The sequence below is a fragment of the Streptomyces cavernae genome, assembly GCF_004023625.1.
GTDB lineage: Bacteria > Actinomycetota > Actinomycetes > Streptomycetales > Streptomycetaceae > Streptomyces > Streptomyces cavernae.
This window is the reverse complement of sequence record NZ_ML137709.1, coordinates 198859-211495: the sequence shown is the minus strand read 5'-3', so window position 1 is coordinate 211495 and position 12637 is coordinate 198859. Positions and strand designations below refer to the sequence as shown.

13 protein-coding genes are annotated in these 12637 nt (G+C 69.4%); 10 read left to right on the top strand and 3 right to left on the bottom strand.

Annotation, left to right across the window (positions count from 1 at the left end):
- The first annotated feature begins 1 nt into the window (after position 1).
- The 3 genes from EF387_RS02995 to EF387_RS02985 all read left to right on the top strand — a co-directional run bounded on the left by EF387_RS02995 (position 2) and on the right by EF387_RS02985 (position 2872).
- Entirely contained in the window at positions 2-1243 is a 1242-nt protein-coding gene (locus tag EF387_RS02995; protein ID WP_128374882.1) for a sensor histidine kinase, read from the top strand.
- Positions 1244-1635: 392 nt separating this feature from the next.
- Positions 1636-1932: a DUF4193 domain-containing protein gene (locus EF387_RS02990; protein ID WP_128374881.1), complete on the top strand. Its 297-nt coding sequence runs from the start codon at positions 1636-1638 to the stop codon at positions 1930-1932.
- Positions 1933-1945: 13 nt separating this feature from the next.
- Entirely contained in the window at positions 1946-2872 is a 927-nt protein-coding gene (locus EF387_RS02985; RefSeq protein WP_128374880.1) for a hypothetical protein, read from the top strand.
- A gap of 21 nt (positions 2873-2893) precedes the next feature.
- Here EF387_RS02985 and EF387_RS02980 read toward each other — a convergent pair whose 3' ends face one another.
- The gene (locus EF387_RS02980; protein WP_128374879.1) at positions 2894-3352 is read right to left on the bottom strand and encodes a DUF3093 domain-containing protein; all 459 of its coding nucleotides are present in this window, start codon (positions 3350-3352) and stop codon (positions 2894-2896) included.
- Positions 3353-3457: 105 nt separating this feature from the next.
- On the opposite strand from EF387_RS02980, the gene EF387_RS02975 reads away from it, so the two are divergent.
- The 6 genes from EF387_RS02975 (at position 3458) to EF387_RS02950 (ending at position 7782) form a co-directional block, all read left to right on the top strand.
- Positions 3458-3991: a PaaI family thioesterase gene (locus EF387_RS02975; RefSeq protein WP_128374989.1), complete on the top strand. Its 534-nt coding sequence runs from the start codon at positions 3458-3460 to the stop codon at positions 3989-3991.
- Positions 3988-4512 (top strand): dUTP diphosphatase, encoded by a 525-nt coding sequence (gene dut / locus EF387_RS02970; protein ID WP_128374878.1) that lies wholly within the window; start codon positions 3988-3990, stop codon positions 4510-4512. The genes EF387_RS02975 and dut overlap by 4 nt, the downstream gene beginning before the upstream one ends.
- 1 nt (position 4513) lies before the next feature.
- Positions 4514-5278, top strand: a complete 765-nt coding sequence (locus tag EF387_RS02965; protein WP_128374877.1) for a DUF3710 domain-containing protein — start codon at positions 4514-4516, stop codon at positions 5276-5278.
- A 209-nt stretch (positions 5279-5487) separates the two neighbouring features.
- Complete coding sequence (locus EF387_RS02960; RefSeq protein WP_128374988.1) at positions 5488-6159, top strand: ABC transporter ATP-binding protein; 672 nt, start codon at positions 5488-5490, stop codon at positions 6157-6159.
- A gap of 465 nt (positions 6160-6624) precedes the next feature.
- On the top strand, positions 6625-7023 hold the full coding sequence (locus EF387_RS02955) for an OB-fold nucleic acid binding domain-containing protein (protein WP_128374876.1): 399 nt from the start codon (positions 6625-6627) through the stop codon (positions 7021-7023).
- 3 nt (positions 7024-7026) lie between these two features.
- A complete protein-coding gene (locus tag EF387_RS02950) occupies positions 7027-7782 on the top strand; it encodes a DUF3159 domain-containing protein (protein WP_128374875.1) in 756 nt (251 codons plus the stop codon).
- Positions 7783-8375: 593 nt separating this feature from the next.
- Here the strand turns inward: EF387_RS02950 and EF387_RS02945 are convergent.
- Positions 8376-9053: a potassium channel family protein gene (locus tag EF387_RS02945; protein WP_128374874.1), complete on the bottom strand. Its 678-nt coding sequence runs from the start codon at positions 9051-9053 to the stop codon at positions 8376-8378.
- Positions 9053-9724: a potassium channel family protein gene (locus tag EF387_RS02940; RefSeq protein WP_128374873.1), complete on the bottom strand. Its 672-nt coding sequence runs from the start codon at positions 9722-9724 to the stop codon at positions 9053-9055. The genes EF387_RS02945 and EF387_RS02940 overlap by 1 nt, the downstream gene beginning before the upstream one ends.
- 660 nt (positions 9725-10384) lie before the next feature.
- On the opposite strand from EF387_RS02940, the gene EF387_RS02935 reads away from it, so the two are divergent.
- Positions 10385-12565 (top strand): APC family permease, encoded by a 2181-nt coding sequence (locus EF387_RS02935; protein WP_238431310.1) that lies wholly within the window; start codon positions 10385-10387, stop codon positions 12563-12565.
- The last annotated feature ends 72 nt before the right edge of the window (positions 12566-12637 follow it).

The window sequence follows — 12637 nt, the reverse complement described above, 5'->3', positions numbered from 1 at the left end:
GATGGCAGCCACACCCGCGCCGCCCACGGCGCCCCCCAAGCCCACCTGGGACCCCAGAAGACCGGAACCCCCCTTCCCCTGGCTGCGTCCCACCATCCGCATACGGCTCACCCTGCTGTACGGCGGGATGTTCCTGATCGCCGGCATCCTGCTGCTGTCGATCATCTATCTGCTGGCGGCGCAGGCAATCAACACGGGCAACGAGCCGCCCTACGAGATCGTCAGCGGTGACAACATCCGCGTCTCCAGCGCCTCCTGCCCCCAGATCGGTACCGGAGACATCGACCAGTTCAAACAGGCGGTCGCCTCCTGCATCGACTCCCAGCGTCAGGTCGCGCTGGACAATCTGCTCAGCCGCTCGCTGCTCGCGCTGCTCGGCCTCGCCGTGATCGCCTTCGCCTTCGGGTACGCGATGGCCGGCCGGGTGCTCTCGCCCCTCGGCCGGATCACCCGCACCGCCCGGACCGTGGCCGGCTCCGACCTCTCCCGGCGGATCGAACTGGACGGCCCGGACGACGAGTTCAAGGAACTGGCCGACACCTTCGACGACATGCTGGAGCGGCTCCAACGGGCCTTCACCGCCCAGCAGCGGTTCGTCGGGAACGCCTCGCACGAGCTGCGCACCCCGCTCGCGATCAACCGCACGCTCCTCGAGGTGTCCCTGTCCGACCCGGGAGCCCCGGCGGAGCTGCAGCAGCTCGGCAAGACGCTGCTGGCCACCAACGAGCGCAGCGAGCAACTGGTGGAGGGTCTGTTGTTGCTCGCCCGCAGCGACAACCAGATCGTCGAGCGCAAGGCGGTGGACCTCGCGGAGGTCGCCTCGCGCGCCGTCGACCAGGTGCTCGCCGAGGCGGACGCCAAGGGCGTGACGATCCGCGGGGAGCGCGCTCCCGCAGTCGTGCAGGGCAACGGTGTCCTGCTGGAACGGATCGCGCTGAACCTCGTGCAGAACGCCGTCCGGTACAACATGCCCGAGGACGGCTGGGTCGAGGTCACCACGGAGCTCCAGCACGGTCAGGCGGTCCTGGTGGTCTCCAACACGGGTCCGATCGTCCCCGCCTACGAGATCGACAACCTATTCGAGCCATTCCGGCGCCTCAGGACCGAGCGCACAGGCAGTGACAAGGGGGTCGGTCTCGGGCTGTCCATCGCACGCTCGGTGGCGCGCGCCCACGGCGGCCATATCCACGCCGTACCCCGCGAGGGAGGCGGACTCGTGATGCGCGTCACGCTGCCCATCTGAGATCATGCCCCGACACGCCGGGGTGTTCGCTTATCGCGGAATTTTTGGGCGACTGTTCCGAGTCCGGCGTGTGGGATCGATCACACGGGCGATTTTCCAGCCATCTACTCTGCGTGATCAAGGAGGCTGTGGGAAAGCCCGGAAAATCCGGGTTTTCGAGTGTCTTGATCACGGGAAGTACACGGGGAGGCACCTTTGAAGTGCACGCTTCGGACCGTGTACGGTCCCGATCGCCATCCAAGCCGATCACCCGAGCGGGGGCCGGTTGGGTGTCGATTGAGTAACAGACCTTGATGTGAGGCAAAATCTCCGCCTCGGGTCGGGCACAAGTCCGGCCTCTCACGCGTTACGTGCGCTGGAGACACCGCAGACACCCAGAGGGGGAGAGCGACATGGCAACGGACTACGACACTCCACGCAAGACCGATGACGACCTCAACGAGGACAGCATCGAAGAGCTGAAGTCCCGCCGGAACGACAAGTCGACCTCGGCCGTCGACGTCGACGAGTTCGAGGCCGCCGAGGGACTGGAGCTGCCCGGGGCCGACCTCTCCAACGAGGAGCTGGCGGTCCGGGTCCTCCCGAAGCAGCAGGACGAGTTCACCTGCATGAGCTGCTTCCTGGTCCACCACCGCAGCCAGCTGGCCCGCGAGAAGAACGGCCAGCCGATCTGCCGCGACTGCGACTGAGGCAGGGTCGGCCGTGACAGGCTCGACCCCGCCCTGGAAGCGCCGCCCCCGCGGTGCGGGGGAGGACCACGCGCGTGACGCGGAGCGAGGCCGCAAGGCCTCGCTCGAAGCTCTCGAGGCTCAGGGAGCGACCCAATACACGCCGGGCGCCTCCTCCGGCGCCCTCGCGGTGCCGGAGGAGGCCACTCGTCCGTCCCGCACAGCGGCCGTCCGCAGAGGCGTGACCAAGGGCCGCAGCGCGGCCAAGGCGGGCCTGGCGTACGTGGCCGACCGGATCATCGACAGCGCCCCGCGGATCCCCGTACGGGACCTCGCCACGCTGCGCCGGCAGTTCCCGGGGCTGACCCCCGAACAACTGGCGGACAAGCTCGTCACGGGCGCCGCCAACGCCACGTCGGCGGTGGGGGCCGGGATCGGCGCCGCCGCGATGTTGCCGGTGCCTCCGGCTATGCCCACGGAGCTCGCGGCCGAGGTCACCGGCGTCGCGGCCATCGAACTCAAAATGATCGCCGAACTGCACGAGGTCTACGGCCTCAGACCGCCCGGCACCCTCATGCAGCGCAGCACCGCCTACCTGAACTCCTGGTCCGGGGAGCGCGGGATCGACGTGACCAAGCCGTCGACCGTCAACGCCGCCCTCGGTGGGCAGATGAAGCGCGAGCTGCGGCAGCAGATCATGAAGCGGATGGTGCGGAACCTGCCGAACCTGATTCCGTTCATGGTGGGGGCCGCCGTGGGGGCGGCCATGAACCGGCGCGACACCAAACGGCTCGCCGACCGGATCCGCAAGGACCTGCGGGCCCGTCAGGTCCCCTGGGACGCCCTCCCGGAACTGCCGCCGCTGGAGAAACCGGCCGATCCCCTCCCGCTGGAGGAATCCGGGAATCCCATCGAACCCAAAGGGCTCCTCAGAGGGTCTCCCGAGGAGCCCGGGCACTGAGCCCGGCGAGGACGGGCCGCGTCACGCGGCCCGTACGGCCTTGATTGCGGCCACCAGGGCCTCCGGGTCCCGCGTCGAAAGGTACACGTACGGGGTCGGGTCCTCGGGATCCGTGACCTCGATCCGCAAACCCGTGGGGATGTAGCTGCGCAGCAGCATGAACGCGCGCGGATCGGCCTTGTACGTCCGCCAGGCGCTCGCCTCCTCCGCGTCCATGACGTGCGCCTCGCCCAACGCCGTCACCGGGATCTTCGCCTCACCCGCGATGAGCGCGCCGCCGACCACGCGGATACGGACCGAGCCGTACGAACTGGCCAGCACCGCCGCGACGGCGGTGCCGCCGACCAGCCCGCCCAGCATGGGCAGCGTGCCGAACGGCAGCAGGACCAGCCCCATGGCCACCCCCACCATGACGGAGATGAGCCACCAGGAACGGGGGGCAGTCAGACGTTCTTCGTAGGGCGGCACCGAGAGCTGCATGAGCCTAGCTTGACACGGTGTCCGCCCCTGGCTGACGCGGAGGTAAGGTCTGCGCCTGTGAGTACATCTGCAGCGCTGACGCCCCCGGCCGACGCCGCCGCGCCGGTGCGGCACCCGGACGCTCCCGCCGCCGGCGAGCTGCTCGGCGCGCACTACGGCCAGTGCTTCGGCTGCGGCGGCGAGCAGGCGCACGGTCTGCATCTGGCGGCCCGGGCCGGCGACGACGTCTCCATCACGGCCGAGTTCACCGTCAAGCCGGCCCATCAGGGCGCCCCGGGCCTCGCCCACGGCGGCGTGCTCGCCAGCGCCCTCGACGAGACCCTCGGCTCGCTGAACTGGCTGCTGCGCACGATCGCCGTGACCGGACGGCTGGAGACCGACTTCGTACGACCCGTCCCGGTGGGCACCACGCTGTACCTCCAGGCCCGGGTGACCGCCGTGGCCGGGCGGAAGATCTACTCGAGCGCCACCGGCCGGATCGGCGGCCCCGACGGTCCCGTCGCGGTCCGCGCCGACGCCCTCTTCATCCAGGTCGAGGTGAACCACTTCATCGACAACGGGCGTCCTGAGGAGATCCGGGCCGCGATGGAGGACCCGGACAGCGTCCGGCGTGCCCGAGCCTTCGAGGTGAACCCGTGAGGACCCCGTCCCGTCCCGAAGTCGACGTTCTCATCCGGCGTGTCGACCCGGAAGTGCCGCTTCCGGAATATGCCCGTCCCGGTGACGCCGGCGCCGATCTGCGCACCACCGAGGCGTGCGAGCTGGGGCCCGGGGAACGGGCCGCGCTGCCCACCGGGGTGTCGATCGCCCTGCCGGAGGGGTACGCCGCCTTCGTGCACCCGCGCTCCGGTCTCGCCGCCCGATGCGGTGTCGCTCTGGTGAATGCCCCGGGGACGGTGGATGCCGGGTACCGTGGGGAGATCAAGGTGATCGTGGTGAATCTCGACCCGCGCGAGTCCGTGCGGTTCGAGCGCTTCGACCGGATTGCCCAACTGATCGTTCAGCAGGTCGAGAAGGTCCGCTTCCACGAGGTGGCGGAGCTTCCCGATTCGGCACGTGCCGCGGGGGGCTTCGGATCCACCGGCGGCCATGCCGCGATGGACGGCACAACGGGTGGGAATCGATACGCTTCGGTCGTATCCGACCGGGAAGGACAGTGACGTGTTCGGACGTCGCAAGAAGGGCAGTGCCGCCGGGGACGCGGCGGGCGAGGCCGAGCAGGTCGTCGACGGCGTCGACACTCAGGCGGACGAAGAGGTGGAGCGGGAGCGCGTACGGCTGGAGCCGAAACCGCGTCCCGACGGCCCCTGGGACAGCAGCGAGGTCCGCGAGCCCGCCGAGGGCCGGGTCGACCTGGGCGGCTTGTTCGTGCCCGGGGTGGACGGCATGGAGCTGCGGGTGGAGGTCGCCGGTGACGCCATCGTCGCGGCGACCGTCGTGCTGCGTGACAGCGCCATCCAGTTGCAGGCGTTCGCCGCGCCCAAGCGTGAGGGCATCTGGGGCGAGGTGCGCGAGGAGATCGCGGCCGGCATCACCCAGCAGGGTGGTGTCATCGACGAGGTCGAGGGGCCGCTCGGCTGGGAACTGCGGGCCCAGGTGCCAGTGCAGCTGCCGGACGGCACGGGTGGCTTCCAGGTCGTGCGGTTCGTCGGTGTGGACGGGCCCCGGTGGTTCCTGCGCGGCGTGATCTCCGGGCAGGGCGCCGTACAGCCGGGCGCCGCGGGGCTCCTGGAGCAGATCTTCAGGGACACGGTCGTGGTGCGCGGCGAAGGGCCGATGGCGCCTCGCGACCCGATCGTCCTGAAGCTCCCGCAGGACGCACAGATGGTCGCCGAGGGCATTCAGTCCGAGGAACAGGCCGGGTCCCGCTTCTCCGGAGGCATGGGCCAGCTGCAGCGAGGGCCGGAGATCACCGAGGTGCGCTGAGCCCGGCCGCCTCGGGCTGGGCGTGAGCATGCGGGGCCGCATCCGTCAGGACGCGGCCCCACTGTCATGTACGCAGTCGTCTTCGGCGGTACGGTCATTGCCCGGGCGGTACCGCTCATTGCCCGGGCGGGACCGCGGTGAGCATACTGGCGCGCGGTTCGGTGTTGGGGATGCGGAACTGACGGGGAGTGGTCGTGGCAGGGAGCGCCATGGTGTGCGTCGAGGGCGTGCACCGTTCATACGGGACCGGTGCGGCCGCCGTGCGCGCACTGCGGGGAGTCTCCTTCGAGGTGCCGCGCGGTGAACTCGTCGCCCTCAAGGGGCGCTCCGGTTCCGGGAAGACGACCCTGCTCAATCTCGTCGGCGGGCTCGACGCGCCGGACCAGGGGCGGATCACCGTCGACGGTCAGGAGCTGTCCGGCCTCGGTGAGAGCGGTCTGCTGGAGCTGCGCCGCGACCGTATCGGCTTCGTGTTCCAGTCCTTCGGGCTGATACCCATCCTCACGGCAGCCGAGAACGTCGGCGTTCCGCTGCGGCTGCGGCGGGCCGCGGTGCGTGAGCGCGAGGAGCGCGTCGAACTGCTGCTCTCCCTGGTCGGTCTGGCCGAGCACGCCGGACAGCGGCCCGGTGAACTGTCCGGTGGCCAGCAGCAGCGTGTGGCCATCGCGCGGGCCCTGGCCAATGAACCGGCCCTCCTCATCGCGGACGAGCCCACCGGGCAGCTCGACGCGGAGACCGGAGTGGCGGTGATGGAACTGCTGCGTGCGGTTGTTCGCAGTGAGCGGGTCACCGCTCTGGTGGCCACGCATGACGCGGCTCTGCTCGATCTCGCGGACCGGGTTCTGGAGCTGCGTGACGGGGAGATCTCCGAGCCGGGCTGACACGCCTCGCCCGCCCCGCGGGCTCCCCCTGGGCCTGTACGGCATTGTTCGGCCGGGTCCGAATGGGTTCAACTGGGTTCGGTCGGGTCCGAATGGGTTCGACTGGCTCGGCTGGGGCTCGGCCGTGCTCCGGGTTCAGCGCCGTCCCCTGGACGCCCACCGCCATCAGGACAGGGATCGATCTGGTGGACATGGCGCCGCACGCGCTGCGGCAGGTGAACTCCGGCGTTGCATGATGTGCCCCGGCCCCCGGGCAGGCGGCGGCGGGCGACGCACGACCTACCGCCAGCAGTTCACAACCCCCGCTTCGTACCTGGGTTTGGGCCAGGGATGTGCATTTCGGACGCTGGTTCGAAAACTTACTCGTGTCGGCATCAAGGCGCGCTCGTACGGGAATCAGTGCGGAAAAGAACACAGCGGGGTATGTGCTCATCCCGTGTCAGTGGTGCCCGGTACGCTTTCGGTATGAGTGCTGTTCCTCGTTCCGAGAAGCCGGTGGGCCGGTTCAGGCGCATGCTCGACCGGCTTTCCTCGTCGCAGGAGGATCTGGAGTCCGAGGAACTGCGGGAGGACACCGATACCGCGGGCTGTACGCGCATAGGTGACTGTCATGACCGTGAGATCGTGACGGTTACTGGTACCTTGCGCACGGTCACGCTACGGCCCAGGGCCGGGGTTCCTGCCCTGGAGGCCGAGCTGTTCGACGGCTCGGCCGCGCTGGACGTGGTGTGGCTCGGCCGGCGGTCGATCGTCGGGATCGAGCCGGGGCGCAAGCTCATCGCTTCGGGTCGTATCTCGATGAGCCGGGGCCGCAGAGTGCTGTTCAACCCGAAGTACGAACTGAGACCCCTCGGACGGGAGTAGCCGGTGACGTCGCTCGACAAGCCGACCGAAGACACCCAGCAGGATTCCCGGGCGGTGACCGAGGCCGCGCTCTTCGATGCGTTCGGCGGGGTACGGGGCATGGTCGAGACCGTGCTGCCCGGCCTCCTCTTCGTCACCATCTACACCATCAACAAGGACCTGCACTCGGCGGCCATCGCCGCGCTCGCGGTGTCATTGCTGCTGGTGGTCGTCCGGCTGGCGATGAAGGACACCGTCAAGCACGCCTTCAGCGGTGTATTCGGCGTCGCCTTCGGTGTGGTCTTCGCGATGATGACGGGCAACGCCAAGGACTTCTACCTGCCCGGCATGCTCTACACCCTCGGCCTGGGTCTCGCGTACATCATCACCACGCTCGCGGGCGTCCCGCTGATCGGCCTGATCCTCGGTCCGGTGTTCAAGGAGAACCTCTCCTGGCGCACCCGCAACCCCGGCCGCAAGCAGGCGTACGCCAAGGCGAGCTGGGCCTGGGGCCTGATCCTGCTCGCCAAGTGCGCGATCCTCTTCCCGCTCTACTGGTGGGCCGACACCACCCAGCTCGGCTGGGTCCTGGTCGCTCTGAAGATTCCTCCCTTCCTGCTCGCCGTCTGGCTCACCTGGGTCTTCCTGGCGAAGGCACCGCCGCCGATCGACGTCTTCGCGGAGATGGAGGCGGCGGAGAAGGAAGAGGAGGAGCGGAAGGCCGCACTTGCCCAGGAGCACGGTGAGCCCGCGGCCGGCCGCCACCGCCGGGAGGGCTGAGCCCGGGGAGCGCCGGGAGGCCGTTGCCCGGGGACTGCCGGGAGGTCTTGAGCCCGGGGCGCGCGGAGAGGCCGTTGCCCGGGCACTCCATGGAGGCCTGAGCCCGGGGACCAGCGAGATGTCTGGGCCGGGCAGCGCCGAGAGGTCTGAGCCCGGGGACCAGTCCCCGCCGGGCCCGGGCCTCTGTCGGCCCGAGGCTTCGGCAGCGGCCCATCTGCCGGACGCTGGACGGGCCCGTCGGCGATGGTGCCCGAGGCCGGTGGGCGGGGCTGGGGACCTGAGCGCGACGGGAGCGAGTCCGCTGGGCGCCGCGGGGCCCAGTCGTGCCCAATGTGGCCAACCGGGCCGGACGCGCGGGGGCGTGCAGAGCGCAGGGCGCGCCGAATCGGGTTGGTGGTGCATAGAGCCCGTAGAGAGGGTCTGGCGGTCTGCGGCCGCCCGTGGAGACTCGGTTGCCCAGAGGCACCGGCGGGGCACCAGGCGACCACGCGGCACCACCCGGCGGTCATCCGTCCCCGGGTATGGCGATGGGGGCGACCGTTGTCCGACGGTCGCCCCCATTGCCATACCTCCACAGAACCGCTCCCGGAGGATCAGCTCTTCGCGTCCTCCCGGCGTACCGAAAGCAGGTCCTCGAGTTGCTCCTCACGCGCCTGCGCCGCCACGAACAGCAGCTCGTCGCCCGCTTCCAGGGAGTCGTCCTGGGAGGGGGTGAGGACGCGGGTGCCACGGATGATGGTGACCAGGGACGTGTCCTCGGGCCACTCCACATCGCCAACCTGCGTGCCGGCCAGCGCCGACTCCGGCGGCAGGGTCAGCTCGACCAGGTTGGCGTCGCCATGGCTGAAGCGCAGCAGCCGGACCAGGTCGCCGACGCTCACCGCCTCCTCGACCAGGGCCGACATCAGTCGCGGGGTGGAGACCGCGACGTCCACGCCCCAGGACTCGTTGAACAGCCACTCGTTCTTGGGGTTGTTGACGCGGGCGACGACGCGCGGGACGCCGTACTCGGTCTTGGCGAGGAGGGAGACGACGAGGTTCACCTTGTCGTCTCCCGTCGCCGCGATGACCACGTTGCAGCGCTGCAGCGCCGCCTCGTCCAGGGAAGTGATCTCACAGGCGTCGGCCAGCAGCCACTCCGCCTGCGGTACGCGCTCGACCGAGATCGCGGTCGGCGCCTTGTCGATCAGCAGGACCTCGTGCCCGTTCTCCAGCAGCTCGCCCGCGATGGAGCGGCCCACCGCACCGGCACCGGCAATGGCGACCCTCATCAGTGACCGGCCTCCTCTTCGGGACCCTCGGTGAACGCCGCTTCGACCTTCTCGACGTCGTCGGTCCGCATCATCACGTGAACCAGGTCGCCCTCCTGCAGCACCGTCTGCGAGGTGGGAAGGATCGCCTCGCCGAGCCGGGTCAGGAAGGCGACACGGACCCCGGTCTCCTCCTGGAGCCTGCTGATCTTGTGCCCCACCCATGCCGAGGAGGCGTGCACCTCGGCCAGCTGGACGCCCCCGGTGGGGTCGCGCCACAGCGGTTCGGAGCCGGACGGCAGCAGCCGACGCAGCATCTGGTCGGCCGTCCAGCGGACGGTGGCGACGGTCGGGATGCCGAGGCGCTGGTAGACCTCCGCGCGGCGCGGGTCGTAGATGCGGGCCGCGACGTTCTCGATCCCGAACATCTCGCGGGCCACGCGGGCGGCGATGATGTTGGAGTTGTCACCGCTGGAGACGGCCGCGAAGGCGCCCGCCTCCTCGATGCCCGCCTCGCGCAGGGTGTCCTGGTCGAAGCCGACACCGGTGACACGACGGCCGCCGAACCCGGAGCCCAGTCGTCGGAACGCGGTGGGGTCCTGATCGATCACGGCGACCGTGTGCCCCTGTTGCTCCAGGGTCTGGGCAAGAGCGGAGCCCACTCTTCCGCAACCCATGATGACGATGTGCACGCCCGTCCTTCCGGTGTCAATAGGTGTTACTCAGGCATAACAGGATCTCAGACGACGCCCAAGCTACACACGAGCGGTCCTTCGACGGCACCCCCTGTGCGGCTGCACCTCGGGTTCTTCCCGTTCCGCGGTCGGGGTTGGGCCGGTTCGACGGCGGGTTCAGCGGCGGCCGATGCGGCGGACGCTGACCAGGGTCAGCACGCCGAGCCCGATCAACCCGGCGGCAGCACCGATGAGCTGTGCGGTCGCATCCAGCATGGGACCTCCAAGGTGGCGAGTGAAGGAGCGGGGAGAGGACGAGGGAGAGACGAGAAATGGACCAGGAAGGAAGGGGAGCGGCCAGGAAGGAAGAGGAAGGGGAGCGGCCAGGAAGGAAGAGGAAGGGGAGCGGCCAGGAAGGAAGAGGGAAGGATGTGGGGGAGTCGTGGGGGAGGCTTGGGGGAAGGGGTCGTGACGGGACGGTTTCGTCATATAGACATGCCTGTCGTCGCGTATGAGGGAGGGCGCCGCGAGGGTCGCCGGGAGTTCACCCGGATGTGCCCGGTCGCTGCCCGCCCGCAACGGCCCCTTCACGGCGTCGGACACGGGTGCCCGGTTCACGGCGGGCCGAGCACGGGGGGAGGGTGGGCGGCGCCGCATTCGAACGCTTACGATCCTCTGGTGTCCAAACTGACCGACGTGCCCAAACGGATCCTGATCGGGCGCGCACTGCGCAGTGACCGGCTGGGAGAGACGCTCCTGCCCAAGCGCATCGCACTCCCCGTCTTCGCTTCCGACCCACTCTCCTCCGTGGCCTACGCCCCGGGAGAAGTGCTCTTGGTGCTCTCCATCGCGGGCGTGTCGGCGTACCACTTCAGCCCCTGGATCGCCGCCGCGGTCGTGGTCCTGATGTTCACGGTGGTCGCCTCCTACCGGCAGAACGTGCACGCGTACCCGAGTGGCGGCGGCGACTACGAGGTGGCCAACACCAACCTCGGCCCCAAGGCGGGCCTCACGGTCGCCAGCGCCCTCCTCGTCGACTACGTCCTCACGGTCGCCGTCTCCATCTCCTCCGGCATCGAGAACCTCGGCTCGGCGGTCCCGTTCGTGGTCGAACACAAGGTCCTCTCCGCGGTCGTCGTGATCGTGCTGCTGACGCTGATGAACCTGCGTGGGGTCAAGGAGTCCGGCAAGCTCTTCGCGATCCCGACCTATGTGTTCGTCGGGGGCGTCTTCGCCATGATCGCGTGGGGTGCCTACCGCGGGCTCGTCCTCGACGACACCATGAGGGCGCCGACATCCGCGTACGAGATCAAGGCCGAGCACCAGGGGCTGGCCGGCTTCGCGCTGGTCTTCCTGCTGCTGCGCGCCTTCTCCTCCGGCTGTGCCGCGCTCACCGGTGTCGAGGCGATCTCCAACGGCGTCCCGGCCTTCCGCAAGCCGAAGTCCAGGAACGCGGCGACCACGCTGGCGATGATGGGCCTGCTCGCCGTCACCATGTTCTGCGGCATCATCGGGCTGGCCCTGGTGACCAAGGTGCGGATGGCCGAGAACCCGGCGAGCGACCTGCTCCAGGGCGGCGTACCGCTCGGCTCGGACTACGTTCAGAACCCGGTGATCACGCAGGTCGCCGAGGCGGTCTTCGGCAAGGGGAGCTTCTTCTTCGTCCTCCTCGCCGCCGCGACCGCGCTCGTCCTCTTCCTCGCGGCCAACACGGCGTACAACGGCTTCCCGGTCCTCGGCTCGATCCTCGCGCAGGACCGCTATCTGCCGCGCCAGCTGCACACGCGCGGCGACCGCCTCGCCTTCTCCAACGGCATCGTCCTCCTCGCGGGCGCCGCCATGTTGCTGGTCGTCATCTACGGGGCCGACTCGACCCGGCTGATCCAGCTCTACATCGTCGGTGTGTTCGTTTCCTTCACGCTCAGCCAGACCGGCATGGTCCGGCACTGGAACCGCCATCTGCGGACCGAGAAGGACCCGGCCAAGCGCCGCCACATGATCCGCTCGCGGGCCATCAACACCTTCGGCGCCTTCTTCACGGGTCTGGTCCTGGTGGTCGTCCTGAGCACCAAGTTCACGCACGGCGCCTGGGTCGCACTGCTCGGCATGGTGATCTTCTACGCCACGATGACCGCGATCCGCCGCCACTACGACCGGGTGGCCGACGAGATCGCCGCTCCCGAGGGGCCGAGCGACGACAGCATCCGCCCCTCGCGCGTCCACTCCGTGGTCCTCATCTCCAAGATCCACCGGCCGACGCTGCGTGCCCTCGCGTACGCCAAGCTGATGCGCAGCGACACCCTCGAGGCGCTCAGCGTCAACGTCGACCCGGCGGAGACCAAGGCACTGAAGGCGGAGTGGGACCGGCGGGGCATCGATGTGCCGCTGAAGGTGCTGGACTCCCCTTACCGGGAGATCACCCGGCCCATCATCGAATACGTGAAGGGGCTGCGCCGCGACTCGCCGCGCGACGCCGTATCCGTGATCATCCCCGAGTACGTGGTCGGTCACTGGTACGAGCACCTGCTGCACAACCAGAGCGCGCTGCGGCTGAAGGGGCGCCTGCTGTTCACGCCCGGGGTGATGGTGACCTCGGTGCCGTACCAGCTGGAGTCGTCCGAGGCGGCCAAGCGGCGGGCCCGCCGGCAGCAGGAGTGGAACGCGCCGGGCTCGGTGCGTCGGGGGCCGGCGGGTCCGGTGGGACCGACGGGGTCCGGATCTTCGGATTCCGCGGAATCTCGGAGCAAGGAGTCCGGCTCCACCGCGAAGGCGTCGAAGTCTTCGAAGACCTCGCAGTCCGGCTCCTCGCGGTCCGGCTCCGGCGGCAAGCCGAAGTCCGGCTCCGGCGAAGAGGAATAGTCAAAGTTCACAGAAGTAGTCAGAGCCAACAAGAGCTACGGCTCGTGGTCAACGGCCGGACGACGCCCACGT

What these genes read in the sequence shown, in the direction of transcription:
- EF387_RS02995 (WP_128374882.1), top strand. Translation starts at nt 2, where the DNA reads ATGGCAGCCACACCCGCGCCGCCCACGGCGCCCCCCAAGCCCACCTGG.
- EF387_RS02980 (WP_128374879.1), bottom strand. Translation starts at nt 3,352, where the DNA reads ATGCAGCTCTCGGTGCCGCCCTACGAAGAACGTCTGACTGCCCCCCGT.
- EF387_RS02945 (WP_128374874.1), bottom strand. Translation starts at nt 9,053, where the DNA reads ATGAGGGTCGCCATTGCCGGTGCCGGTGCGGTGGGCCGCTCCATCGCG.
- EF387_RS02955 (WP_128374876.1), top strand. Translation starts at nt 6,625, where the DNA reads ATGAGTGCTGTTCCTCGTTCCGAGAAGCCGGTGGGCCGGTTCAGGCGC.
- EF387_RS02960 (WP_128374988.1), top strand. Translation starts at nt 5,488, where the DNA reads ATGGTGTGCGTCGAGGGCGTGCACCGTTCATACGGGACCGGTGCGGCC.
- EF387_RS02990 (WP_128374881.1), top strand. Translation starts at nt 1,636, where the DNA reads ATGGCAACGGACTACGACACTCCACGCAAGACCGATGACGACCTCAAC.